The sequence below is a fragment of the Serratia sp. C2(1) genome (assembly GCF_036352655.1).
Taxonomy (GTDB): Bacteria; Pseudomonadota; Gammaproteobacteria; order Enterobacterales; family Enterobacteriaceae; genus Serratia; species Serratia inhibens.
In genome coordinates this window covers 1-22,445 of record NZ_JAZFBA010000006.1, presented here as the reverse complement: position 1 = coordinate 22,445, position 22,445 = coordinate 1, and the positions used below count along the sequence as shown (strand labels likewise).

24 protein-coding genes are annotated in these 22,445 nt (G+C 57.2%); 22 read left to right on the top strand and 2 right to left on the bottom strand.

Annotated features, from left to right (window positions below; genetic code table 11):
* The first annotated feature begins 57 nt into the window (after positions 1 to 57).
* The 9 genes from V2S86_RS22755 to tauD all read left to right on the top strand — a co-directional run bounded on the left by V2S86_RS22755 (position 58) and on the right by tauD (position 9,075).
* Positions 58 to 975, top strand: coding sequence for a GNAT family N-acetyltransferase (locus V2S86_RS22755; protein ID WP_330764249.1), 918 nt, complete (start codon positions 58 to 60; stop codon positions 973 to 975).
* A 31-nt stretch (positions 976 to 1,006) separates the two neighbouring features.
* Positions 1,007 to 2,266 (top strand): MFS transporter, encoded by a 1,260-nt coding sequence (locus V2S86_RS22750; protein WP_330764248.1) that lies wholly within the window; start codon positions 1,007 to 1,009, stop codon positions 2,264 to 2,266.
* Entirely contained in the window at positions 2,259 to 3,332 is a 1,074-nt protein-coding gene (locus V2S86_RS22745) for a Gfo/Idh/MocA family protein (RefSeq protein ID WP_330764246.1), read from the top strand. The genes V2S86_RS22750 and V2S86_RS22745 overlap by 8 nt, the downstream gene beginning before the upstream one ends.
* Before the next feature lies 1 nt (position 3,333).
* Positions 3,334 to 4,398, top strand: a complete 1,065-nt coding sequence (locus V2S86_RS22740) for a sugar phosphate isomerase/epimerase family protein (RefSeq protein WP_330764245.1) — start codon at positions 3,334 to 3,336, stop codon at positions 4,396 to 4,398.
* Positions 4,395 to 5,531 carry a Gfo/Idh/MocA family protein gene (locus V2S86_RS22735; RefSeq protein ID WP_330764244.1) on the top strand — a complete coding sequence of 379 codons (1,137 nt, stop codon included), beginning with the start codon at positions 4,395 to 4,397 and terminating at the stop codon, positions 5,529 to 5,531. Before V2S86_RS22740 ends, V2S86_RS22735 begins: the two co-directional genes overlap by 4 nt.
* A 93-nt stretch (positions 5,532 to 5,624) precedes the next feature.
* Positions 5,625 to 6,620 (top strand): taurine ABC transporter substrate-binding protein, encoded by a 996-nt coding sequence (gene tauA, locus V2S86_RS22730; RefSeq protein WP_330764243.1) that lies wholly within the window; start codon positions 5,625 to 5,627, stop codon positions 6,618 to 6,620.
* A 9-nt stretch (positions 6,621 to 6,629) separates the two neighbouring features.
* Positions 6,630 to 7,397, top strand: a complete 768-nt coding sequence (gene tauB, locus V2S86_RS22725) for a taurine ABC transporter ATP-binding subunit (RefSeq protein WP_330764242.1) — start codon at positions 6,630 to 6,632, stop codon at positions 7,395 to 7,397.
* Positions 7,394 to 8,230 (top strand): taurine ABC transporter permease TauC, encoded by an 837-nt coding sequence (gene tauC / locus V2S86_RS22720; protein ID WP_330764241.1) that lies wholly within the window; start codon positions 7,394 to 7,396, stop codon positions 8,228 to 8,230. The genes tauB and tauC overlap by 4 nt, the downstream gene beginning before the upstream one ends.
* Positions 8,227 to 9,075, top strand: a complete 849-nt coding sequence (gene tauD / locus V2S86_RS22715) for a taurine dioxygenase (RefSeq protein WP_330764240.1) — start codon at positions 8,227 to 8,229, stop codon at positions 9,073 to 9,075. The genes tauC and tauD overlap by 4 nt, the downstream gene beginning before the upstream one ends.
* 140 nt (positions 9,076 to 9,215) lie before the next feature.
* On the opposite strand, the gene V2S86_RS22710 is transcribed toward tauD, so the two are convergent.
* The gene (locus V2S86_RS22710) at positions 9,216 to 11,129 is read right to left on the bottom strand and encodes an ABC transporter ATP-binding protein (RefSeq protein WP_330764239.1); all 1,914 of its coding nucleotides are present in this window, start codon (positions 11,127 to 11,129) and stop codon (positions 9,216 to 9,218) included.
* A gap of 133 nt (positions 11,130 to 11,262) precedes the next feature.
* Between V2S86_RS22710 and kefG the strand changes: the two genes are divergently transcribed.
* The 4 genes from kefG (at position 11,263) to slyD (ending at position 14,565) form a co-directional block, all read left to right on the top strand.
* Positions 11,263 to 11,814 (top strand): glutathione-regulated potassium-efflux system ancillary protein KefG, encoded by a 552-nt coding sequence (kefG, locus tag V2S86_RS22705; RefSeq protein WP_261093470.1) that lies wholly within the window; start codon positions 11,263 to 11,265, stop codon positions 11,812 to 11,814.
* Between the two features lie 2 nt (positions 11,815 to 11,816).
* On the top strand, positions 11,817 to 13,625 hold the full coding sequence (gene kefB / locus V2S86_RS22700) for a glutathione-regulated potassium-efflux system protein KefB (RefSeq protein ID WP_330764238.1): 1,809 nt from the start codon (positions 11,817 to 11,819) through the stop codon (positions 13,623 to 13,625).
* Between the two features lie 15 nt (positions 13,626 to 13,640).
* Positions 13,641 to 13,844 carry a YheV family putative zinc ribbon protein gene (locus V2S86_RS22695; protein ID WP_004951224.1) on the top strand — a complete coding sequence of 68 codons (204 nt, stop codon included), beginning with the start codon at positions 13,641 to 13,643 and terminating at the stop codon, positions 13,842 to 13,844.
* A gap of 124 nt (positions 13,845 to 13,968) precedes the next feature.
* The gene (gene slyD, locus V2S86_RS22690) at positions 13,969 to 14,565 is read left to right on the top strand and encodes a peptidylprolyl isomerase (RefSeq protein WP_330764237.1); all 597 of its coding nucleotides are present in this window, start codon (positions 13,969 to 13,971) and stop codon (positions 14,563 to 14,565) included.
* Positions 14,566 to 14,622: 57 nt separating this feature from the next.
* Here slyD and V2S86_RS22685 read toward each other — a convergent pair whose 3' ends face one another.
* Entirely contained in the window at positions 14,623 to 14,850 is a 228-nt protein-coding gene (locus V2S86_RS22685) for a SlyX family protein (RefSeq protein ID WP_004951219.1), read from the bottom strand.
* Positions 14,851 to 15,220: 370 nt separating this feature from the next.
* Between V2S86_RS22685 and fkpA the strand changes: the two genes are divergently transcribed.
* The 9 genes from fkpA to tuf form a co-directional block, all read left to right on the top strand.
* Positions 15,221 to 16,063 (top strand): FKBP-type peptidyl-prolyl cis-trans isomerase, encoded by an 843-nt coding sequence (gene fkpA / locus V2S86_RS22680; protein ID WP_006318994.1) that lies wholly within the window; start codon positions 15,221 to 15,223, stop codon positions 16,061 to 16,063.
* 415 nt (positions 16,064 to 16,478) lie between these two features.
* Complete coding sequence (locus V2S86_RS22675) at positions 16,479 to 17,201, top strand: helix-turn-helix transcriptional regulator (RefSeq protein WP_006318988.1); 723 nt, start codon at positions 16,479 to 16,481, stop codon at positions 17,199 to 17,201.
* Positions 17,201 to 17,590, top strand: coding sequence for a sulfurtransferase complex subunit TusD (gene tusD, locus V2S86_RS22670; protein ID WP_442995934.1), 390 nt, complete (start codon positions 17,201 to 17,203; stop codon positions 17,588 to 17,590). Before V2S86_RS22675 ends, tusD begins: the two co-directional genes overlap by 1 nt.
* 8 nt (positions 17,591 to 17,598) lie before the next feature.
* Positions 17,599 to 17,958, top strand: coding sequence for a sulfurtransferase complex subunit TusC (gene tusC, locus V2S86_RS22665; protein WP_126528861.1), 360 nt, complete (start codon positions 17,599 to 17,601; stop codon positions 17,956 to 17,958).
* A gap of 8 nt (positions 17,959 to 17,966) precedes the next feature.
* Positions 17,967 to 18,254 (top strand): sulfurtransferase complex subunit TusB, encoded by a 288-nt coding sequence (tusB, locus tag V2S86_RS22660; RefSeq protein WP_330764236.1) that lies wholly within the window; start codon positions 17,967 to 17,969, stop codon positions 18,252 to 18,254.
* A 143-nt stretch (positions 18,255 to 18,397) separates the two neighbouring features.
* Positions 18,398 to 18,772 (top strand): 30S ribosomal protein S12, encoded by a 375-nt coding sequence (gene rpsL / locus V2S86_RS22655; protein WP_004930426.1) that lies wholly within the window; start codon positions 18,398 to 18,400, stop codon positions 18,770 to 18,772.
* 96 nt (positions 18,773 to 18,868) lie between these two features.
* Positions 18,869 to 19,339, top strand: a complete 471-nt coding sequence (gene rpsG / locus V2S86_RS22650; protein ID WP_004951199.1) for a 30S ribosomal protein S7 — start codon at positions 18,869 to 18,871, stop codon at positions 19,337 to 19,339.
* Between the two features lie 97 nt (positions 19,340 to 19,436).
* Positions 19,437 to 21,551: an elongation factor G gene (gene fusA, locus V2S86_RS22645; protein ID WP_330764235.1), complete on the top strand. Its 2,115-nt coding sequence runs from the start codon at positions 19,437 to 19,439 to the stop codon at positions 21,549 to 21,551.
* Positions 21,552 to 21,621: 70 nt separating this feature from the next.
* Positions 21,622 to 22,445, top strand: an 824-nt coding sequence (tuf, locus tag V2S86_RS22640) for an elongation factor Tu (RefSeq protein ID WP_330764234.1), incomplete at its 3' end; no start/stop codon positions are given.

Here is a 22,445-nt window from a genome sequence, read left to right as displayed (position 1 = left end):
TTACATTTTACGATTTCGCATCATTTCGCTCAGTTCAGAACCGAAAAGAGGTGGCGAATGCGAGTGCAACTGAAGCTGGCGGAAAATGGCGATCGCAGTGAGATTGCTCGGCTGATTCATCTTTCGACCAATGCCTGGTACCAACGCCATGGCCGGGAGGCTATTTTCCCCGCCGGGCCGGAAAGCTGCGAATTGTTTGTTGATATTTACCATCGACTGGACCGCGGGCATCACTGGATTGCCCGCGACGAGCGAGGCGTGCTTTGCGGTTCCTGTTTCTTCCACCCGCGTGACACTCATCTCGGGCTGGGCATCATGAATGTTCATCCGGATTACTTTGGTTGCGGCATCGCCGCGCAGTTGCTGGCCAAGGCCGACGAATTGGCGGGCGATCTGCCGGTGCGGCTGCTGTCCAGTGCGCTGAATATGGATTCCTATGCGTTGTATCACCGCGCCGGTTTTGCGCCCTATGCCGTTTATCAGGACATGGCGATAGCGGTACCGGCGCAGGGCTTTTCATTTCCCCGGCTGACGCGCGGTCGGGTGCGCGCCGCACGGCAGGAAGATTTACCCGGCATCCTGCTGCTGGAGCGCGAACTGCTGGGTATCGAACGCCGAAATGATATCGACTATTTCCTTAATGACGCGAGCGGGCTATGGCGTGTCGCGGTGTGGGAACTCGATGGCGGCATTGGCGGCTATCTGGCTTCGGTGGCGCATCCGGCCTCACGTTTGCTCGGGCCGGGCTGCTGCCACAGCGAAGAGTGCGCCCTCGAACTGCTGGGCTGGATGCTGGACCGTCATCATCGCGGCAGCGTGCCGGTGGTGCTGGTGCCGGCACGACGTTCCGCCCTCAGCCAGGTGCTGTTGCAGTGGGGCGGGCGGATTTGTGAATTACATTTGGCGCAGGTGAAAGGCCGAGCGCAGCATCCCGGCGGTGTGGTTATGCCGTCCTTCCTGCCGGAAAGCGGTTAGACAACATCACAACAATACCGATGGGGGAGTTATGCAAACTGACAGCGTGGTCCTGAGGGCCGGAAGTGTCGCATTCAAATGGGCGGTGCCGCGGTTGGCGCTGATGATGTTTCTGCAGTTTTTTGTCTGGGGCGCCTGGTACGTCACGCTTGGCGTAGTAATGGGCAAATACGGGCTGGCGGCAATTATAGGCGATGCCTATTCCACGGGGCCGATTGCCTCGATCCTGTCACCCTTCGTGCTTGGCATGGTGGTGGATCGCTTCTTCGCTTCGCAGAAGGTTCTGGGCATCTTGCATCTGATCGGCGCGGGGTTGCTGTGGCTGATGCCCGGCTTCTTTTCCTCCGGTCAGAGTGGCCTGCTGTGGATTATCTTCGGCTATATGCTTTGCTATATGCCGACCATTGCCCTGAGCAACAACGTGGCGTTTTACAGCCTGAGCAACAGCGATAAAGCCTTCCCGGTGGTGCGAGCGTTCGGCACCCTGGGTTGGATTGTCGCCGGGCTGATTGTCGGCGCCAGCGGCCTGTCGGACAGTACCGGCATCTTCACGTTGGCGGCGGCGGCCTCGCTGGCGTTGGGCATTTACAGCTTTACCCTGCCGCACACCCCGGCGCCGGAACGCGGCAAACCGGTGAAAATGCGCGACCTGCTGTGCGCCGATGCGTTCGCCATGCTCAAACAGCGCCATTTCCTGGTGTTTATCATCTGCGCCACGCTGGTCTCGATCCCGCTGGCGGCCTACTACGCTTATGCCGCGCCCTTCGTGGCGGCAACCGGCTTCACCAATGTCGGTGGCGTGATGTCGCTCGGTCAAATGTCCGAACTTTTCTTTATGTTGTTGATCCCGTTCCTGTTTGCCCGTTTGGGTATCAAGGTGATGCTGCTGATTGGCATGCTGTCGTGGTGCCTGCGCTACGTGATGTTCGCGCTGGGTATCACCGAAGAGCTGCGCTGGATGATCTACCTCGGCATCATCCTGCACGGCATGTGTTACGACTTCTTCTTTGTGATCGGGTTTATCTACACCGACAAGGTGGCAGGCGACAAGGTAAAAGGTCAGGCGCAGAGCCTGTTGGTGCTGTTTACTTACGGCCTGGGCATGCTGATCGGTTCGCAGATCAGCGGTGCGCTGTTCAATCGCATGGTGACTGCGGAAGGGGCGGCGGCGCTGCCGCAGTGGCAAAACTTCTGGTGGTATCCGGCCATCGGCGCTCTGGTGATCGCGGCATTGTTCTTCTTCACTTTCAACTACCGGGAAACCCCGAAGGGGGAGAAACGTGATGGCTGATTTACGCGTGCTGGTGGTGGGGTGCGGCAATATGGGGGCGTCACACGCCGCAGCCTATCACTCTCTGGAGGGGGTCGACATTTGCGGATTGGTGGCTCGCGGTGATTCGCGTCGTCGGCTCAATGCTCTGCTGGGCGGCGGTTACCCGGAGTACGGTGACTTCACCGAGGCGCTGGCGGCATCGCGGCCGGATGCCGTCTGTCTGACGACCTGGCCCGATACCCATGAGACTTATGCGCTGGCCGCTCTGGCTGCAGGCTGCCACCTGTTCATTGAAAAACCGCTCGCCACTACCGTGGCCGGCGCCGAGCGGGTGATCGCGGCGGCGCGTGCGGCCGGACGGCAGCTGGTGGTGGGCTATATCCTGCGTCATCACCCGTCATGGCAGCAATTCGTGGAACTGGCGCGCGGGTTGGGTAAGCCGCTGGTGATGCGCATGAACCTTAATCAGCAGAGCCACGGCCAGATGTGGGACGTGCATCGTAACCTCATGCAGTCGCTGTCACCGATTGTCGATTGCGGGGTGCATTACCTCGACGTGATGTGCCAGATGACGCAGTCGGAACCGATCAGCGTCAGCGCCATTGGTGCGCGGCTTAGCGAAGCGTTGCCAACGGGGATGTACAACTACGGTCAGTTGCAGGTGCGTTTCGCCGACGGTTCTGTGGGCTGGTATGAGGCCGGCTGGGGGCCAATGATCAGCGAAACGGCCTTCTTCGTGAAAGACGTGATTGGGCCGAAAGGCGCGGTTTCGATCGTTGCACGCCACACGGCGGCGGGGGCGTCCGATAACGTCGACGCCCATACTCGTACGGAATCGCTGCGCATCCACTCTGCGGCCTTGGATGAAAACAATCAATTCGTACGGCCGGATCGCTGGATTGATTGCCAGGACGAGCCGGACCATCTGGCATTGTGCCTGAGCGAGCAGCGCTATTTTCTTCAGGCAATACGGGGCGGGCTGGATCTCGGCCGACATTGGCAGGATGCATTAAACAGCCTGCGTGTGGTGCTGGCGGCGGACGAAGCGGTGCGCAGCCAAAGAACGGTAATGCTAGGGAGGTAACATGAAGACGATTCAGGGGCCGGGGCTGTTTCTGGCGCAGTTTATCGGCGCGCAGGCACCTTTTGATTCACTGGATGGATTGGCCGGTTGGGCGGCGGGGCTGGGATTTAAAAGCCTGCAAATCCCCACCGGTCAGCCGCAGATCTTTAATCTTGAGCTGGCGGCACACAGCCAGGAGTATTGCGATGAGGTGATCGGGTGCCTGGCCCGGCACGGCCTGGCAATTAGCGAACTGTCCACCCATTTGCAGGGGCAATTGGTGGCGGTGCATCCCGCTTACGATCTGGCCTTCGACGGTTTTGCTCCGCCGCAGGTGCGCGGCAAACCGCAGGCGCGGCAGGCGTGGGCGACGGAGCAGTTGCTGATGGCGGCGCAGGCGTCGCAAAGACTCGGACTGAAGGCGCATGCAACCTTCTCCGGTGCGCTGGCCTGGCCCTATTTTTACCCGTGGCCGCCGCACAACGCTTTGCTGCTGGATGAGGCATTCAGCCAGTTGGCGCAGCGTTGGCGGCCGATCCTGGATGCCTTCGATGATGCGGGCGTGGACGTTTGCTATGAGCTGCATCCGGGCGAGGATCTGCACGACGGCGTCACCTTCGAACGCTTTCTGCGACAGGTCGGCAACCATCCGCGTTGCCACATTCTGTACGACCCCAGCCATCTGCATTTGCAGCAAATGGATTACCTCGGTTTTATCGACGTTTATCACGCGCGTATTCGGGCGTTTCATGTCAAAGACGCCGAATACCGGCCCAGCGCTCGCAGCGGGGTATACGGTGGTTATCAGCCGTGGCTGGAACGGCCGGGGCGTTTTCGCTCGCTCGGTGACGGGCAGATCGATTTCCCGGCGATCTTCAGCAAGCTGACGCAGTACGGTTACGCCGGCTGGGCGACGCTGGAGTGGGAGTGCTGTCTGAAATCGCCGGAGGCAGGGGCACGTGAGGGGGCCGCATTTATCGCTCGCCATATCATTCCGATCGCCGATCGGGCGTTTGATGATTTTGCCGCCGGCGGCGGCGATCGCCAACAGGTCAGGAAAATGCTGGGTATAGGGGAGAAATCATGAGGTTACGGCTGGGCATGGTCGGTGGTGGCGAAGGCGCGTTTATCGGTGCGGTGCACCGATTGGCGGCGAGGATGGACGATGAGTTTGAGCTGGTGGCCGGGGCGTTTTCATCCGACTGGGAAAATTGCCGCCGTACCGGCGCGTCACTGCACCTGGACGAGGCGCGCTGCTATCGTGATTTTAACGCGATGGCGCGGGCCGAGGCGGCGCGGGCCGACGGCATCGACGCGGTGGCGATTGTTACCCCTAATTATTTGCATGCGCCGGTAGCGACCGCCTTTCTCAATGCCGGTATCGATGTGATTTGCGACAAACCGCTGTGCAACAGCTACGCCGAGGCGTTGCAACTGGCCGAAAGGGTACGGTGCAGCGGCAGGCAGTTGATATTGACTCACAACTACAGTGCTTATCCGCTGGTGCGCGAGGCGCGCAGCCGGGTGCTGGCCGGTGAACTGGGAGAAGTCCGGTTTATCGAGGTGGAGTATCTGCAGGAATGGTTGGCACAGCCGCTGGAACTGACCGACAACAAGCAGGCGGGTTGGCGTGCGCAGCCGGAGAAGGCCGGCGCGGGCTGCATTGGTGACGTGGGCACTCACGCCTGGCAATTGGCGCAGTTTGTCAGCGGGTTGCTGCCGCAGGCGATCAGCGCTGAACTGAGCTCGTTTATTCCGGGGCGCAGGCTGGACGACGACGTACGAGTGCAGATGCGCTACGCCAATGGCGCAAAAGGGCGGCTGTGGGCCAGCCAGGTCGCTTGTGGGCATGAGAATGGCCTGCGGCTGCGGATATACGGCAGCGAGGGCAGTCTGTCGTTTTGTCAGGAACAGCCTAATCAGCTATGGATCCGCCCACGAGATGCCCCGGCGTATTGCATCACCCGCGCGGCGTCATTTCAGTATGTGGAGAACCGTTTGCTGGCACGGGTGCCGGCGGGCCACCCTGAAGGCTATCTGGAAGGTTTTGGCCAGATTTACCGCGAAGCTGCTCTTCGACTGCGGGAAGGGCCACAGGCTGCCCCCTTATTGCCTGGGATTGAAACAGGCGTGCAAGGGATGGCGTTTATCGATGCCGCCCAGCGCAGCAGTGCAGCCGGGGGACAGTGGGTCGAATTGACGGGATTCATATTTCCATAGGTAATAAAGAATATTTTTTTATTCTTTTATCGCTCGTCGCCGCTCGGATAAAACTGTCAGCAATTGAACAGACTTTTATCAACGGAGCGGATTATGGCGAGCAAACTCTTTTCATTACGCGGCGTAACGCTGCTGGTGTTATCGCTCGGCGCGGCCAGTGCACAGGCGGTCGACGTTACCGTGGCGTATCAAACTTCGGCGGAACCGGCCAAGGTAGCGCAGGCGGAAAACAGCTTTGCCAAACAGTCCGGCGCCAGCGTTGACTGGCGCAAATTCGACAGCGGCTCCAGCGTGTTGCGTGCGCTGGCTTCCGGCGACGTGCAGATCGGCAATATCGGTTCCAGCCCACTGGCGGTGGCCGCCAGCCAGAAACTCCCTATCGAAGTGTTCCTGATCGCCTCGCAGCTCGGCAGTTCCGAAGCGCTGGTGGTGAAGAAAGACATTAAAAGCCCGCAGGATCTGATCGGTAAACGCATTGCGGTACCGTTTATCTCCACCACCCACTACAGCCTGCTGGCTTCTCTCAAGCATTGGGGCATCAAGCCTGAACAGGTCAAGATCCTCAATCTGCAGCCGCCGGCCATCGCCGCCGCCTGGCAGCGCGGCGATATCGACGGTGCCTACGTCTGGGCGCCGGTGGTCAACGAGCTGGCCAAACAGGGCAAGGTACTGACCGATTCCGCACAGGTTGGGGAGTGGGGGGCGCCGACCCTCGACGTCTGGGTGGTACGCAAGGACTTTGCCGAAAAACACCCGGAGGTGGTGACCGCCTTTGCCGCCAGCGCCTTGAACGCCCAGAAAGCCTATCTGGCACAACCGGAGCAATGGCTGAAGGACAAAAGCAATCTCGATACGCTGTCCCGCCTGAGTGGCGTACCGGAGGATCAGGTGCCGGTGCTGGTGAAGGGCAATACCTATCTGCCGGTGGCTGAGCAGATTACCCAGCTTGGTCAGCCGGTGGACAAGGCGATTCACGATACCGCCGAGTTCCTCAAACAGCAGGGCAAAATTCCGCAGGTCGACAGCGATTACAGCGCCTATGTGACCGACCGCTTTGTGAAACAGGTGCAGGCTGCGCCGCAGTCGTAGGGGAGCCGCATGCTAAACGTTAACCATCTTTCAGCAGACTATCAGGGGCGCCCCGCGCTGCGCGACGTCTCGTTCCAGATTGCCGCCGGGCAACTGGTGGTGGTGCTCGGCCCGTCGGGCTGCGGCAAAACCACGCTGCTGAATTTGATCGCCGGGTTTATTGAGCCTTCAGCTGGCAGCATCACGCTGGATGGAACGTCCGTTAACGGCCCGGGAGCCGAGCGGGGCGTGGTGTTCCAGCATGAGGGTTTACTTCCGTGGCGCAACGTGGTGGATAACGTCGAGTTTGGCCTGCAGTTGGCCGGTATCGGCAAGCAGGAGCGCCGCGAGGTGGCGCAGCAGATGTTGCAACGCGTGGGGTTGGCGGGTTACGAGCAGCACTTTATCTGGCAACTTTCCGGCGGCATGCGCCAGCGGGTCGGTATTGCCCGCGCGTTGGCCGCCGATCCGCGTTTGCTGCTGCTGGACGAGCCGTTCGGCGCGCTGGATGCTTTCACCCGCGAGCAGATGCAGGAACTGCTGCTGACCATTTGGCGTGATACCGGCAAGCAGGTATTGCTGATCACCCACGATATTGAAGAGGCGGTCTTCCTCGCCAGCGAACTGTTGCTGCTGTCGCCGGGGCCGGGGCAGGTGGTGGAGCGTCTTTCGCTGAACTTCGGCCGGCGCTACGCCAACGGCGAGGCATGTCGGTCGATCAAATCCGATCCTGAATTTATCGCGCAGCGCGAATATGTGCTGGGCCAAGTGTTCCAACAGCGCGAGGCATTGCTATGAGCCTGCATTCCGCCCTTAAAGAGGTTGCCCAGCCGCAGGTTGCGGCGTCGCGCCGTTTTCGCATACCGCGCAACGTCTTGCTGAGCGGTGCTACCTTGCTGGTGGTCTTGGCTGTCTGGTGGGGCGTGACCGCACTGAACCTGATCAGTCCGTTATTTTTACCGGCGCCGCAGCAGGTTTTGCACCAATTGTTGGTCATCGCCAGCCCGCAGGGCTTTATGGACGCCACGCTGTGGCAACACCTGGCGGCCAGCCTGGGACGCATTTTGGTGGCGCTGCTGGCGGCGGTGATTATCGGCGTTCCGGTGGGTATCGCCATGGGGCTGAACGAGACGGTGCGCGGCATTCTCGACCCGCTGATTGAGATTTACCGCCCGGTGCCGCCGCTGGCCTACCTGCCGCTGATGGTGATTTGGTTCGGCATCGGCGAAACCTCGAAAATTCTGCTTATTTACCTGGCGATCTTCGCCCCGGTTGCGCTATCTGCCGTAGCCGGTGTGCGCAGTGTGGCACAGGTACGGGTGCGTGCCGCTCGCGCTTTAGGCGCCAACCGCTGGCAGGTGCTGCGTTTTGTGGTGCTGCCGAGCGCACTGCCGGAGATTTTGACCGGTATCCGCATTGGGCTGGGCGTCGGTTGGTCGACGCTGGTGGCAGCCGAACTGATCGCCGCTACGCGTGGTCTGGGATTTATGGTGCAATCCGCCGGTGAGTTTCTGGCCACCGACGTGGTGTTGGCCGGGATCGGCGTGATAGCGATTATTGCATTTGGGCTGGAGCTGGGGCTGCGTGCCTTGCAGCGCCGATTGACCCCTTGGCATGGAGTACAGCAATGAACGAACGTTTGAAGATTACCCCGCTGGGGCCCTACATCGGCGCGCTGGTGGACAACGTTGCGCTGGCACGGCCGCTGGGCGACGGCCAGTTTGAGCAGCTTTACCATGCGCTGCTCAAACACCAGGTGCTGTTCTTCCGCAATCAGCCGATCACACCGCTGCAGCAGCGTGATTTGGCCGGGCGCTTCGGCGATCTGCACATCCATCCCGTTTACCCGCACGCCACCGACGTGGAAGAGATCATCGTGCTGGATACCCATGACGATAACCCGCCGGACAACGATAACTGGCATACCGACGTCACCTTTATCGAAAACCCGCCACTGGGGGCGATACTGGCGGCGAAGACGCTGCCGTCTTTCGGCGGCGATACTCTGTGGGCCAGCGGCATCGCGGCCTATGAGGCGTTGTCTGAACCCTTCAGGCAACTGCTGGCCGGGTTGAAGGCGGAACATGACTTCACCAAGTCATTCCCTGAGCATAAGCATTTGTCGAGCGAAGAGGAGCATCAGCGCTGGCAGGTGGCGAAGCAGAAAAACCCGCCGTTGCTGCACCCGGTGGTGCGTACCCATCCGGTAAGCGGGCGGCAGGCGTTGTTCGTCAATGAAGGTTTCACTACGCGGATTGTCGATCTGGCGCCGAAGGAGAGCGAGGCATTGCTGAAGTTCCTGTTTGCCCACATCACCAAGCCGGAGTTCCAGGTGCGCTGGCGCTGGCAGGAGAATGACATCGCGATCTGGGATAACCGCGTGACGCAGCATTACGCCAACGCGGATTATCTGCCGCAGCGGCGCATCATGCACCGTGCGACCATTTTAGGGGATAAACCTTTTTATCGCGGTTAAGAATGTCCGTGCGGAGCTGCAGCTGTGTTGCTGCGTCGCCTCGGGATACTCGCATACTGATGTATGCTCCGTTCCCTCGGTTCCTGGCGCCTTGCCTCGCACCCGCACAGTCATACTTTATTGCGGTGCCGCCGTCAATTTTAGGATTCGAATGCCTGGGTTAACTGTTCCAACTGCTCTTGCGCATCCAGCCAGGTCATTTCCGTCTCTTCCAGTGCGGATTTGGCCTGGCTTTGTTTTTGCAGACACTCGGTCAGATCGGCCTTGCGGCTGATGTCATACAGCGCAGAATCCGCCAGCTTCTCTTCTACCGCCGCCAGCTCGGCACCCAGTTTTTCCATCTGCTGCTCCAGCTTGGCGATTTGCTTGCGCAGCGGTTGAGTTTGGGTGCGGAATTCGGCTTCGCGTCGCTTCTGATCTTTGCGCGCCTGCGCGCTGTTGCCGTTGTTTTCTTTCTCTGGCGCATCCTGCTGGTTTTCCTGCCGTTGCAGATCGCTCAGCCATTGCTGGTAGTCGTCCAGATCGCCTTCGAAAACTTCGACCTGGCCATCGTGCACCAGATAGAGATCGTCGGTGGTGGAGCGCAACAGGTGACGGTCGTGCGAAACCACCACCAACGCGCCTTCGAAATCGATCAGCGCTTCGGTCAATGCCTGGCGCATGTCCAGATCCAGGTGGTTGGTCGGTTCGTCGAGCAGCAGCAGGTTAGGCCGCTGCCAGACGATCAGGGCCAGCACCAGCCGCGCCTTTTCGCCGCCGGAAAAACGCTCGGTGGCCTCGGTGACCTTGTCGCCCTGGAAGCCGAAACCGCCCAGGTAGTCGCGCAGTTGCTGTTCCAGCACCCGGGGAGCGATGCGGCTCAGGTGTTGCAACGGCGATTCGTCGGCGCGCAAGAATTCCAACTGATGCTGGGCGAAGTAGCCCAGTTTGATGCCCTTCGCCAGGCCAATCTCACCGCTCAGCGGCTCCAGCGAGCCGGCCAGCATTTTGATCAAGGTCGATTTACCGGCGCCATTACGGCCCAGAAGGCCAATGCGCGAGCCGGGCACCAGGTTGAGCTTGATCGATTTCAAGATCACCTTGTCGCCGTAACCGGCGCTGACCTTCTCCATGCGCAGCAACGGGTTCGGCAAGCTTTCCGGCTGGCGAAAGCTGAAACTGAACGGGTTATCGACGTGAGCCGGCGCGATCAGCTCCATGCGCTCGAGCATTTTAATGCGGCTCTGCGCCTGTTTGGCTTTGGTGGCCTGCGCGCGGAAGCGATCGATATAACTTTGCAGGTGCGCCACTTTCTCCTGCTGGTGCTGATACAGCGACTGCTGCTGCGCCAGTTTGGTCGAGCGCTGACGCTCGAACGAGGAGTAGTTGCCGGTATATTCGTTGATGGTCTCTTGTTCGATATGCAGAATTTTATCGACGATCGGATCGAGGAAGTCGCGGTCGTGAGAAATCAGCACCAACGTGCCCGGATAGCCCTTCAACCAACGTTCCAGCCAAATGACCGCGTCCAGATCCAGGTGGTTGGTCGGTTCGTCGAGCAGCAGCAGGTCTGAACGGCAGACCAGCGCCTGCGCCAGGTTCAAACGCATGCGCCAGCCGCCCGAGAAAGCGCGCACCGGGCTTTGCAGCTGTTCGTTGGAGAAACCCAGACCATGCAGCAGGCTGGCGGCGCGGGAGCGGATGGTCCAGGCATCGAGGGCGTCCAGTTTGCCGTGCAGCGTGGCGATGGCGTGGCCGTCGTTTTTCTCGTTCGCCAACTGCAATTCGGCTTCAAGCTGGCGGAATTCGCGGTCGCCGTCGATAACATACTCAATGGCCGGCACGTCCAACGCCGGCGTTTCCTGGTTGACCCAGGCCAGCGCCCAGTTGCTGGGGAAGGTATGACTGCCGCCGTCCGCGGCGATTTCGCCTTTCAGCAACGCCAGCAGCGTGGATTTGCCGCAGCCGTTTTTGCCCACCAGGCCGACCTTCTGACCTGGATTAACCGTCGCCGTGGCGTTGTCCAACAGGACGCGGGTACCGCGTCGGATTTGTAGCGAGGAGAATACAATCATAAAGCGCCGTATGTTCAGAGTATGTTAAATTGAGAGGATTCTAAGTTAACAGGACACAGGCTGTCCTATTATTAGTCTTTGCGGAGCATGGTAACGGAAAACCGTTACCCTGACGACGCTTTGGAGGGGAATGATGTCGCAGCCGCCTAAGGTCTTGCTGCTGTATGCCCATCCGGAATCCCAGGACTCGGTCGCGAATCGGGTTTTGCTTCGACCGGCACAGCAGTTGGAACATGTCACCGTGCACGATTTATACGCGCACTACCCTGACTTTTTTATCGATATTCACCACGAACAACAACTGCTGCGTGAACATCAGGTCATTGTTTTTCAACATCCTCTCTATACTTACAGCTGCCCGGCTTTGCTGAAAGAATGGCTGGATCGCGTGCTGTCGCGCGGGTTTGCCAGCGGTATGGGCGGCAATGCGCTGGCAGGCAAATACTGGCGTTCGGTGATCACCACCGGGGAACCGGAAGGCGCCTACCGCACCGGCGGCTATAACCGTTACCCGATGGAAGATATCCTGCGCCCGTTCGAATTGACCGCCGCCATGTGCCATATGCACTGGTTGACGCCGATGCTGGTGTATTGGGCGCGCCGGCAGAAGCCGGAGGTGCTGGAAAGTCATGCCACGGCCTATGGCGACTGGTTGCGTAACCCGCTGCCGCATGGAGGAAGATGATCATGGAAGGCTCGACGTTACTGACCGCAATTTTGCTGTTCCTGTTCGCCGCCGTGGTCACGGTGCCCATCGCCCGCCGTCTGGGGATTGGTGCGGTACTGGGCTATTTGATCGCCGGCATTGCCATCGGCCCCTGGGGGCTGGGCTTTATCCGCGACGTGGATGAGATCCTGCACTTTTCCGAACTGGGCGTGGTATTCCTGATGTTTATCATCGGGTTGGAACTGAATCCGACCAAGCTGTGGGAACTGCGGCGTTCGATATTCGGCGTTGGCGCCGGGCAGGTGTTGATCACCGCCGCGGTGTTGGGGGCGCTGCTTTATCTGACCCATTTCGCCTGGCAGGCCGCCGTTATCGGCGGTATCGGGCTGGCGATGTCATCGACGGCGATGGCGTTGCAACTGATGCGCGAGAAGGGCATGAACCGCAATGAAGGCGGCCAGTTAGGGTTCTCGGTGCTGCTGTTCCAGGACATGGCGGTGATCCCGGCGCTGGCGCTGATCCCTATCCTGGCAGGTGCCGGCGGCACCAGCGACGACTGGGCGGAAATTGCGATCAAGGTAGCCGCGTTCGGTGGCATGCTGATTGGCGGGCGTTTCCTGCTGCGGCCATTGTTCCGCTATATCGCCTCTTCCGGGGTGCGCGAAATTTTCACCGCCGCCGCATTGTTGGTGGTATTGGGAGCGGCGTTGTTTATGGATACGCTCGGCCTGTCGATGGCGCTTGGCACCTTTATCGCCGGTGTGCTGTTGGCGGAGAGCGAATATCGCCATGAGCTGGAGATCGCCATCGAGCCGTTCAAGGGGCTGCTGCTGGGCCTGTTTTTTATCTCGGTGGGGATGGCGCTGAATATCGGCGTGCTCTATACCCATCTGGCCGAAGTGTTGCTCGGCGTGGTGCTGCTGGTGGCGATCAAGTCGGGGGTGCTGTACTCGCTGTCGCGCATCTTTGGTTTGCGCAGTTCGGTGCGTTTGCAGTTCGCCGGCGTGCTCAGCCAGGGCGGAGAGTTTGCCTTTGTGCTGTTTTCCGCCGCGGGCGCGCAGAAGGTATTGCAGTCTGACCAACTCGCCTTGCTGTTGGTGGTGGTGACCCTGTCGATGATGACTACACCTCTGCTGATGCAAATTATCGATCGCATCCTGGTACACCGGTATAACGCCAGGGATGAAGACGAAGAAACGCCGTATGTGGAGGACGACGATCCGCAGGTGATCATTGTCGGTTTCGGGCGGTTCGGCCAGGTGATCGGCCGGCTGTTGATGGCCAACAAGATGCGCATTACCGTGTTGGAGCGCGATGTCAGCGCGGTCGGCGTGCTGCGTCGCTACGGCTACAAGGTGTATTACGGCGACGCCACCGAACTTGAGCTGCTGCGTGCGGCCGGTGCGGCGAAGGCCAGGTCTATTGTCATCACCTGCAATGAGCCGGAAGACACCATGGAGATCGTGCGCTTGTGCCAGCAGCATTTTCCGGAGTTGAGCATTCTGGCGCGCGCGCGCGGACGCGTGGAGGCGCACGAGCTGCTGCAGGCCGGGGTCAAACAGTTCAGCCGCGAAACCTTCTCCAGCGCCCTGGAACTGGGGCGCAAGGCACTGATGGAACTGGGTATGCATCCTCATCAGGCCTATCGCGCGCAGCAGCACTTCCGCCGGTTGGACATGCGCATGCTGCGTGAACTGATGCCGCCGCACCATGGCGATGTGGCGCAGATTTCCCGCGTGAAAGAGGCGCGGCGCGAGCTGGAGGAACTTTTCCATCGCGAAATGCAAAAAGAGAGTCGCCAGTTCGACGGCTGGGATGAATACGAATAATTTGGAGCACAGAAGATGTCCGCAACACGTAAAAGATTTATCGCCGGGGCGGTTTGCCCGAGCTGTAAGGCTATGGATACGCTGGCAGTTTGGCGCGAAGACCAGGTCGAAGTGGTGGAGTGCGTCAAGTGCGGTCATCATCAGCGACAGACCGAACAACAGGTAGAAAAGCACGTTCGGCCGCAGGAGCAGGTGATAGGTATTTTCCATCCGGAGTAGCGTTATCGGGTGCGTTTTTTTATGCTGAAGGGTACAGCGGGGCAGATTTCCGATACAATCTGTCCGGTAAAGGCGCAGCACCCGATGATGGGCTGCGTCCAAGTGTCCAACGGTAGGAGATATCATGAAAGTAGCAAAAGACTTGGTGGTCAGCCTGGCTTACCAAGTACGTACAGAAGACGGTGTTTTGGTTGATGAGTCTCCGGTGAGCGCGCCGCTGGACTATCTGCACGGGCATGGTTCTCTGATCGCAGGTCTGGAAAAAGCACTCGAAGGCCACGAAGCAGGCGATCGTTTTGACGTGAATGTTGGCGCTAACGATGCGTACGGCAACTACGACGAAAACCTGGTGCAGCGCGTGCCGAAAGACGTCTTTATGGGCGTTGACGAGTTGGAAGTTGGCATGCGTTTCCTGGCTGATACCGATCAGGGCCCGGTTCCGGTCGAAATCACCGAAGTGGACGGCGATCACGTAGTGGTTGACGGTAACCACATGCTGGCAGGCCAGAACCTGAACTTCAACGTGGAAGTTGTCGCGATCCGCGAAGCTACCGCTGAAGAACTGGCGCACGGTCACGTACACGGCGAGCACGATCACCACCACGAGCACGGCGACGGTTGCTGCGGCGGTCATGGCCACGATCACGATCATAGCCATGCGCATGACCAGGATCAGGCCAAGAAAGGCGGTTGCGGTAACGGTGGTTGCGGCTGCCACTAATCGCGGCGCGGCAATTGCAAAAAAGGGCGGCCATCGGCTGCCCTTTTTTATTGTTTATCAATAATGTGGCGGTGGAGTCTCTTCCGACTGCGAGGCGATCATCGACGTTTGGGTCGAGCGCAGTTTATCGGTCAGCACGCGCAGGTGTTCCTGCAATTTCAGCATTTCAAGCTGGTGCTGCACCACGGTCTGGTTGAGTTCCTCAATGGTGACTTCCTGGAAAGCCTGGCGGCTCTCCAGTTCTTCCAGCCGCAGTAACAGGCTTTGGGTATCGGCGTTGTGCATGATGCTACCTCTGAAGCGGGTTAATCCTGAATCTGGCGCTATGTTAACAGCTGCCGCCGGCTTTGCGCTGCGCTATTTTACCCCTCTCAAAATGGGGGATAACCCCTAGCGCCGGAACACTGTGTAAAGTGCTGAAAAATAGAGCGCTTATCTTGGCCGATTTTGTTACCGTCGATGGCGCGATTGCAAGAAAAATCTGATTTATCATACGGGTAGCACATTTAAGGAAACTTCTCCTTAAACCCGGAGTCACACTTTGACTCGATTGGTTACCTGTGTGACTGTTTTGTTTTCTTTCGGACAGCTATAGTAGCCCGGTTATCTTACTTAATGATTGTTTGGGGCACCGCTTCAGACACTGGAGAAATGGATGAAATCTTTGTTTAAAGTCACGCTTCTGGCAACCACCATGGCTTTTGCTCTGAATGCGACTCAGGTTATGGCCGCTGATGCGGCTAAACCGGCCGAAGCCGCTAAACCAGCGGACGCTGCAGCTGCAGCGCCGAGCACCGGCAAGTTCAAGAACGATGACGAGCAAGCGGCCTACGCACTGGGCGCGTCCCTGGGCCGTTACATGGACAACTCTCTGAAAGAACAAGAAAAACTGGGTATCAAACTGGATAAAGACCAGTTGATCTCAGGCGTTCAGGACGCTTTCGCCAACAAGAGCAAGCTGAACGATGCGGACATCGAAAAAACGCTGCAGGGCTTTGAAGCGCGCGTGAAGGCTTCCGCTCAGGCGAAAATGGAACAAGACGCCAAAGACAATGAAGCAAAAGGCGCCAAGTACCGTGAGACCTTCGCCAAAGAAAAAGGCGTGAAGAAAACCGAATCCGGTCTGCTGTACAAGGTAGAGAAACCGGGTGCGGGTGAAGCGCCTAAAGACAGCGACACCGTGGTCGTTAACTACAAAGGTACCCTGACCGACGGCACCGAGTTTGACAACTCCTACACCCGTGGTGAGCCGCTGTCATTCCGCCTGGACGGCGTGATTCCAGGTTGGACCGAAGGCCTGAAACACCTCAAGAAAGGCGGCAAAATCAAGCTGGTCATCCCACCGGCGCTGGCCTACGGTAAAACGGGCGTTCCGGGCATTCCGGCTAACTCTACCCTGGTATTCGACGTTGAGCTGCTGGATGTGAAAGCTGCACCGAAAGCAGACGCCAAGGCTGAAAAACCGGCTGACGCAGCGGCTGACGCCAAAGCGCAGTAAGCCTGTCTGATTACCCTCACCGCCGCGAGAGTTTCTTGCGGCGGTGTTCATTTAAGCCTCGTTGATGAATGCCCCATTACGCGTAACTTTTACCTCCCCCTCCCACTGTTTGCTTGACGCCTGCCGGGCATCGGGCTTAACGTCAATACCACGCGCAAACGCAAGGACTTTACTCTGGTAGTTTTGCTAGACTAATAATCCGGACTTATGAGTCATCCGTCTGCCCCTTAGGGCGTGTACCTAAAACTGTTCCCGGCCTTGTTGGCCTGCGGACGCCCGTCGTGCTGTTTCATGCTGATACCAGCCTGCCTGCCCTGTAGATACTCAAGGGTATGCCGCCTGTGAAAAGGGAGCCTGCACGAGCCGTTTTAGCTGCGCCCCCTGGCACAGACGATCTTTGAGGGTGGTATTTTCGATGTCTAATTCGCTTTTATCCAGCGAAGCCAGCGAACTTGATTTGCTGAATGAACGTCCGTTTAGCCAGACGGATCATGAAATCCTGAAGTCTTATGAAGCCGTGGTCGATGGCCTGGCGATGTTGATCGGCGGTCACTGCGAGATCGTGCTGCATGCGCTGGAAGATTTGAAATGCTCGGCGGTGCGCATTGCCAACGGCGAGCATACCGGGCGGCAGATCGGTTCGCCGATCACCGACCTGGCGCTGCGCATGCTGCATGATATGGCAGGCGACGACAGCAGCGTGTCGAAGGCCTACTTCACTCGCGCCAAAAGCGGCGTGCTGATGAAATCGGTAACTATCGCCATCCGCAATCGCGAGCAGCGGGTGATCGGCCTGTTGTGCATCAACATGAACCTCGATGTGCCGTTCTCCCAGGTGATGCAGACTTTCATGCCGCCGGAAACCCAGGAAGTGGCCCCCTCAGTCAATTTCGCCTCTTCCGTGGACGATCTGGTGGCACAGACACTGGAGTTCACCATTGAGGAAGTTAATGCCGATCGTAATGTCGCCAACAATGCCAAAAATCGGCAGGTGGTGCTTAATCTCTATGAAAAAGGCATTTTTGATATCAAAGATGCGATTAATCAGGTAGCGGATCGTTTGAATATTTCCAAGCACACCGTGTATCTGTATATCCGCCAGTTCAAAAGCGGTGACCTGCTGGGAACCGAGCGCTGATGCTGGATTACTGCCTTTTGGTCACTGGCCCGGCGTACGGCACTCAACAGGCCAGCAGCGCCTATCAGTTCGCGCAAGCCCTGCTGGCGAAAGGGCATCGTCTCTCCAGCGTGTTTTTCTACCGTGAAGGGGTACTGAACGCCAACCAACTGACATCGCCTGCCGGCGATGAGTTCGATCTGGTGCGCGGCTGGGTACGACTGGCGCAGCAGCACGGTATTGCGCTCAACGTTTGTGTGGCCGCTGCGCTGCGTCGCGGTGTGACCGATGAACAGGAAGCTGCGCAGCAGGGGCTGGAAACCGCTAATCTGCAACCTGGTTTTACCCTAAGCGGATTGGGTTCGTTGGCAGAGGCGGCGCTGAGTTGCGACCGTCTGGTGCAGTTCTGAGAGAATTTATGAAACGAGTCGCTTTTGTTTTTACCCAAGGCCCGCACGGTAGCGCCGGCGGCAGGGAAGGGCTGGATGCGTTGTTGGCGACTTCGGCGCTGAGCGAAGATCTGGGCGTTTTTTTTATCGGCGATGGCGTATTGCAGCTATTGCCGGGGCAGCAACCGGAAAAAATTTTGGCGCGCAATTATATCGCCACCTTTGGCGTGCTGCCGCTGTATGACGTCGAGCGCTGTTATCTGTGCCAGGCATCTTTGCAGGAGCGCGGGCTGAGTCAGGTTACCGACTGGGTGCTGGAGGCCGAGGTGCTGGCTCCGGATGCGTTGCGCCAACAGCTGGCCGGTTATGACGCGGTAATGACTTTTTAGGATATTCGATGCTGTATACCCTTAGCCACTCTCCCACTCAATGCGATTTGCCTGCGCTGTTGCGCTTGACCGCACAAGGCGACGATCTGCTGCTGCTGCAGGATGGCGTACTGGCCGGACTGGCCGGCAGCGCACACCTTGAATTGCTGCTCAATGCCCCCATATCACTTTATGCGCTGAAGGACGACCTGGAAGCCAGAGGTCTTGCTGGTCATTTTTCACACAAAATCACGGTCGTCGGCTATAATCACTTCGTTGAATTAACCGAAAAACACCACAGCCAAATGGCTTGGTGATGAGAGTGATGTTGTATATTTCTTGACACCTCTACCACTCAGCCATAAAATTCTGCGGCCTCGTACTTTGCCAGTAGTGCATACGAGGGGATTTATCACATGTTTACGAAGCAACAAACGAAGCAAAACCAGGAGCTTTTTTAATGGCAACAATTAATCAGCTGGTTCGCAAACCACGCTCTGTGAAGGCTGCTAAAAGCAACGTTCCAGCGCTGGAAGCCTGCCCGCAGAAACGTGGCGTATGTACCCGCGTATATACCACCACCCCGAAAAAACCAAACTCCGCGCTGCGTAAAGTATGCCGTGTGCGTTTGACTAACGGTTTCGAAGTGACTTCCTACATCGGTGGTGAAGGTCACAACCTGCAGGAACACTCCGTGATCCTGATCCGTGGCGGTCGTGTTAAAGACTTGCCAGGTGTGCGTTACCACACCGTCCGTGGTGCACTTGACTGCTCCGGCGTTAAAGACCGTAAGCAAGCTCGTTCCAAGTACGGCGTGAAGAAGCCAAAGGCTTAATGGTTCTCCGTTAAGTAAGGCCAAACATTTTCACTTTAATGTCAAAATAAACTCGTAGAGTTTTGGACAATCCTGAATTAACAACGGAGTATTTCCATGCCACGTCGTCGCGTAATAGGCCAACGTAAAATCCTGCCAGATCCTAAGTTCGGATCCGAGCTGTTGGCTAAATTTGTAAATATCCTGATGGTAGACGGTAAAAAATCTACTGCAGAAGCTATCGTGTATACCGCGCTGGAGACCCTGGCTCAGCGTTCTGGTAAAAATCACCTGGAAGCTTTCGAAGTAGCTCTCGACAACGTTCGCCCGACTGTAGAAGTTAAGTCGCGCCGCGTTGGTGGTTCTACTTATCAGGTACCAGTTGAAGTCCGCCCGGTCCGTCGTAATGCTTTGGCAATGCGCTGGATCGTTGATGCTGCTCGTAAACGCGGTGATAAATCCATGGCTCTGCGCTTGGCGAACGAACTTTCTGATGCAGTTGAGAACAAAGGTTCTGCTGTTAAGAAACGTGAAGACGTTCACCGTATGGCAGAAGCCAACAAGGCGTTCGCCCACTACCGCTGGTAATTACCACGCAGTAGTTATGCTAACCAAGCGGGCGCTTCAAGAAGCCAACCCGCTTGGGTTAACCGAACTTGAACGCCTAAGGCAATAGAGGAATCAAATGGCTCGTACAACACCCATTGAGCGCTATCGTAACATCGGTATCAGCGCTCACATCGACGCCGGTAAGACGACCACTACCGAACGTATTCTGTTCTACACCGGTGTAAACCACAAAATCGGTGAAGTTCATGACGGCGCTGCCACCATGGACTGGATGGAGCAGGAGCAGGAGCGTGGTATTACCATCACTTCTGCAGCGACTACCGCTTTCTGGTCAGGTATGGCCAAGCAGTTTGAGCCGCACCGCGTAAACATCATCGACACCCCAGGGCACGTTGACTTCACCATCGAAGTAGAACGTTCCATGCGTGTTCTTGATGGCGCTGTAATGGTTTACTGTGCTGTTGGTGGCGTTCAGCCACAGTCTGAAACCGTATGGCGTCAGGCTAACAAATACAAAGTTCCACGCATCGCGTTCGTTAACAAAATGGACCGCATGGGTGCTAACTTCCTGAAAGTTGTTGGTCAGATCAAATCTCGTCTGGGCGCGAATCCAGTGCCATTGCAGCTGGCTATCGGCTCAGAAGAGAAATTCACCGGTGTCGTTGACCTGGTGAAAATGAAAGCAATCAACTGGAACGATGCTGACCAGGGCGTGACCTTCGAATACGAAGAGATCCCTGCGGACATGCAAGCTCTGGCCGAAGAATGGCACCAGAACCTGGTTGAATCTGCCGCTGAAGCTTCAGACGAGTTGATGGACAAGTACCTGGGCGGCGAAGAGCTGACCGAGGAAGAAATCAAGACAGCTCTGCGTCAGCGCGTTCTGAACAACGAGATTATCCTGGTTACCTGTGGTTCTGCCTTTAAAAACAAAGGCGTGCAGGCAATGTTGGATGCGGTTATCGAATATCTGCCGGCACCAACTGACGTACCTGCAATCAACGGTATCCTGGACGACGGTAAAGATACGCCGGCTGAGCGTCATGCTAACGATGATGAGCCATTTGCTGCACTGGCGTTCAAAATTGCTACCGACCCATTCGTGGGTAACCTGACGTTCTTCCGCGTGTACTCCGGTATCGTTAACTCCGGTGACACCGTGTTGAACTCAGTGAAGGCTGCACGTGAGCGTCTGGGCCGTATCGTTCAGATGCACGCTAACAAGCGTGAAGAGATCAAAGAAGTTCGTGCGGGCGACATCGCTGCAGCGATCGGTCTGAAAGACGTGACTACCGGTGACACTCTGTGTGATCCAAACCACGTGATCATTCTGGAGCGTATGGAGTTCCCAGAGCCGGTAATCTCTGTTGCAGTTGAACCAAAAACCAAAGCTGACCAAGAAAAAATGGGTCTGGCTCTGGGCCGTCTGGCGAAGGAAGACCCATCATTCCGCGTATGGACTGACGAAGAATCAGGTCAGACTATCATCGCAGGTATGGGTGAACTTCACCTGGATATCTTGGTTGACCGCATGAAGCGTGAATTCAACGTTGAAGCTAACGTGGGTAAACCTCAGGTTGCTTACCGTGAAGCGATTCGCGCGAAAGTTACCGATATCGAAGGTAAACACGCCAAGCAGTCTGGTGGTCGTGGTCAGTATGGCCATGTCGTTATCGACATGTACCCGCTGGAGCCGGGCTCAAATCCGAAAGGCTACGAGTTCATCAATGACATTAAAGGTGGTGTGATCCCAACGGAATACATCCCTGCCATTGATAAAGGCCTCCAGGAGCAGCTTAAGTCTGGTCCACTGGCTGGTTATCCGGTAGTTGATCTCGGTGTGCGTCTGCATTTCGGTTCTTTCCACGATGTTGACTCCTCCGAATTGGCGTTTAAACTGGCTGCGTCTATCGCCTTTAAAGATGGCTTTAAGAAAGCGAAACCTGTTTTGCTTGAGCCGATTATGAAGGTTGAAGTTGAAACGCCGGAAGAGAACACTGGTGACGTCATCGGTGACCTTAGCCGTCGTCGTGGTCAACTGAAAGGTCAGGAATCCAACGCTACTGGCGTTCAGATTCACGCTGAAGTTCCGTTGTCCGAGATGTTCGGATACGCAACTCAACTGCGTTCTCTGACCAAAGGCCGTGCTTCTTACTCCATGGAGTTCTTGAAGTACGATGATGCGCCGAACAACGTCGCTCAGGCCGTTATCGAAGCCCGTGGTAAATAAGCTTTCGGGTTTAACACATTGATCAGTGCTCTCTCCATGAGGGGAGAGCATAAGAGTAAGGAATATAGCCGTGTCTAAAGAAAAATTTGAACGTTCCAAACCGCACGTTAACGTTGGTACTATCGGCCACGTTGACCACGGTAAAACTACCCTGACTGCAGCAATCACCACCGTTCTGGCTAAAACCTACGGCGGTTCTGCACGTGCTTTCGACCAGATCGATAACGCGCCAGAAGAAAAAGCTCGTGGTATCACCATCAACACTTCTCACGTTGAGTATGACACCCCGACTCGCCACTACGCGCACGTTGACTGCCCAGGGCACGCCGACTACGTTAAAAACATGATCACCGGTGCTGCTCAGATGGACGGCGCTATCCTGGTTGTTGCTGCGACTGACGGCCCAATGCCTCAGACCCGTGAGCACATCCTGCTGGGTCGTCAGGTTGGCGTTCCTTTCATCATCGTATTCATGAACAAATGCGACATGGTTGATGATGAAGAGCTGCTGGAACTGGTAGAAATGGAAGTTCGTGAACTTCTGTCTGCTTACGACTTCCCTGGTGATGACCTGCCGGTTGTTCGTGGTTCAGCGCTGAAAGCACTGGAAGGCGAACCAGAGTGGGAAGCTAAAATCATCGAGCTGGCCGGTTTCCTGGATTCTTACATCCCAGAACCAGAGCGTGCTATCGACAAGCCGTTCCTGCTGCCAATCGAAGACGTATTCTCCATCTCCGGTCGTGGTACCGTTGTTACCGGTCGTGTTGAGCGCGGTATCGTTAAAGTTGGCGAAGAAGTTGAAATCGTGGGTATCAAAGACACCGTTAAGTCTACCTGTACCGGCGTTGAAATGTTCCGCAAACTGCTGGACGAAGGCCGTGCTGGCGAGAACGT

What these genes read in the sequence shown, in the direction of transcription:
- slyD (WP_330764237.1), top strand. Translation starts at nt 13,969, where the DNA reads ATGAAAGTAGCAAAAGACTTGGTGGTCAGCCTGGCTTACCAAGTACGT.
- tusC (WP_126528861.1), top strand. Translation starts at nt 17,599, where the DNA reads ATGAAACGAGTCGCTTTTGTTTTTACCCAAGGCCCGCACGGTAGCGCC.
- V2S86_RS22745 (WP_330764246.1), top strand. Translation starts at nt 2,259, where the DNA reads ATGGCTGATTTACGCGTGCTGGTGGTGGGGTGCGGCAATATGGGGGCG.
- V2S86_RS22675 (WP_006318988.1), top strand. Translation starts at nt 16,479, where the DNA reads ATGTCTAATTCGCTTTTATCCAGCGAAGCCAGCGAACTTGATTTGCTG.
- tauC (WP_330764241.1), top strand. Translation starts at nt 7,394, where the DNA reads ATGAGCCTGCATTCCGCCCTTAAAGAGGTTGCCCAGCCGCAGGTTGCG.
- V2S86_RS22750 (WP_330764248.1), top strand. Translation starts at nt 1,007, where the DNA reads ATGCAAACTGACAGCGTGGTCCTGAGGGCCGGAAGTGTCGCATTCAAA.
- V2S86_RS22740 (WP_330764245.1), top strand. Translation starts at nt 3,334, where the DNA reads ATGAAGACGATTCAGGGGCCGGGGCTGTTTCTGGCGCAGTTTATCGGC.
- rpsG (WP_004951199.1), top strand. Translation starts at nt 18,869, where the DNA reads ATGCCACGTCGTCGCGTAATAGGCCAACGTAAAATCCTGCCAGATCCT.
- tusD (WP_442995934.1), top strand. Translation starts at nt 17,201, where the DNA reads ATGCTGGATTACTGCCTTTTGGTCACTGGCCCGGCGTACGGCACTCAA.
- tauA (WP_330764243.1), top strand. Translation starts at nt 5,625, where the DNA reads ATGGCGAGCAAACTCTTTTCATTACGCGGCGTAACGCTGCTGGTGTTA.
- rpsL (WP_004930426.1), top strand. Translation starts at nt 18,398, where the DNA reads ATGGCAACAATTAATCAGCTGGTTCGCAAACCACGCTCTGTGAAGGCT.
- V2S86_RS22735 (WP_330764244.1), top strand. Translation starts at nt 4,395, where the DNA reads ATGAGGTTACGGCTGGGCATGGTCGGTGGTGGCGAAGGCGCGTTTATC.
- kefB (WP_330764238.1), top strand. Translation starts at nt 11,817, where the DNA reads ATGGAAGGCTCGACGTTACTGACCGCAATTTTGCTGTTCCTGTTCGCC.
- tauB (WP_330764242.1), top strand. Translation starts at nt 6,630, where the DNA reads ATGCTAAACGTTAACCATCTTTCAGCAGACTATCAGGGGCGCCCCGCG.
- tauD (WP_330764240.1), top strand. Translation starts at nt 8,227, where the DNA reads ATGAACGAACGTTTGAAGATTACCCCGCTGGGGCCCTACATCGGCGCG.
- tusB (WP_330764236.1), top strand. Translation starts at nt 17,967, where the DNA reads ATGCTGTATACCCTTAGCCACTCTCCCACTCAATGCGATTTGCCTGCG.
- kefG (WP_261093470.1), top strand. Translation starts at nt 11,263, where the DNA reads ATGTCGCAGCCGCCTAAGGTCTTGCTGCTGTATGCCCATCCGGAATCC.
- fkpA (WP_006318994.1), top strand. Translation starts at nt 15,221, where the DNA reads ATGAAATCTTTGTTTAAAGTCACGCTTCTGGCAACCACCATGGCTTTT.
- V2S86_RS22685 (WP_004951219.1), bottom strand. Translation starts at nt 14,850, where the DNA reads ATGCACAACGCCGATACCCAAAGCCTGTTACTGCGGCTGGAAGAACTG.
- V2S86_RS22695 (WP_004951224.1), top strand. Translation starts at nt 13,641, where the DNA reads ATGTCCGCAACACGTAAAAGATTTATCGCCGGGGCGGTTTGCCCGAGC.
- fusA (WP_330764235.1), top strand. Translation starts at nt 19,437, where the DNA reads ATGGCTCGTACAACACCCATTGAGCGCTATCGTAACATCGGTATCAGC.
- V2S86_RS22710 (WP_330764239.1), bottom strand. Translation starts at nt 11,129, where the DNA reads ATGATTGTATTCTCCTCGCTACAAATCCGACGCGGTACCCGCGTCCTG.
- V2S86_RS22755 (WP_330764249.1), top strand. Translation starts at nt 58, where the DNA reads ATGCGAGTGCAACTGAAGCTGGCGGAAAATGGCGATCGCAGTGAGATT.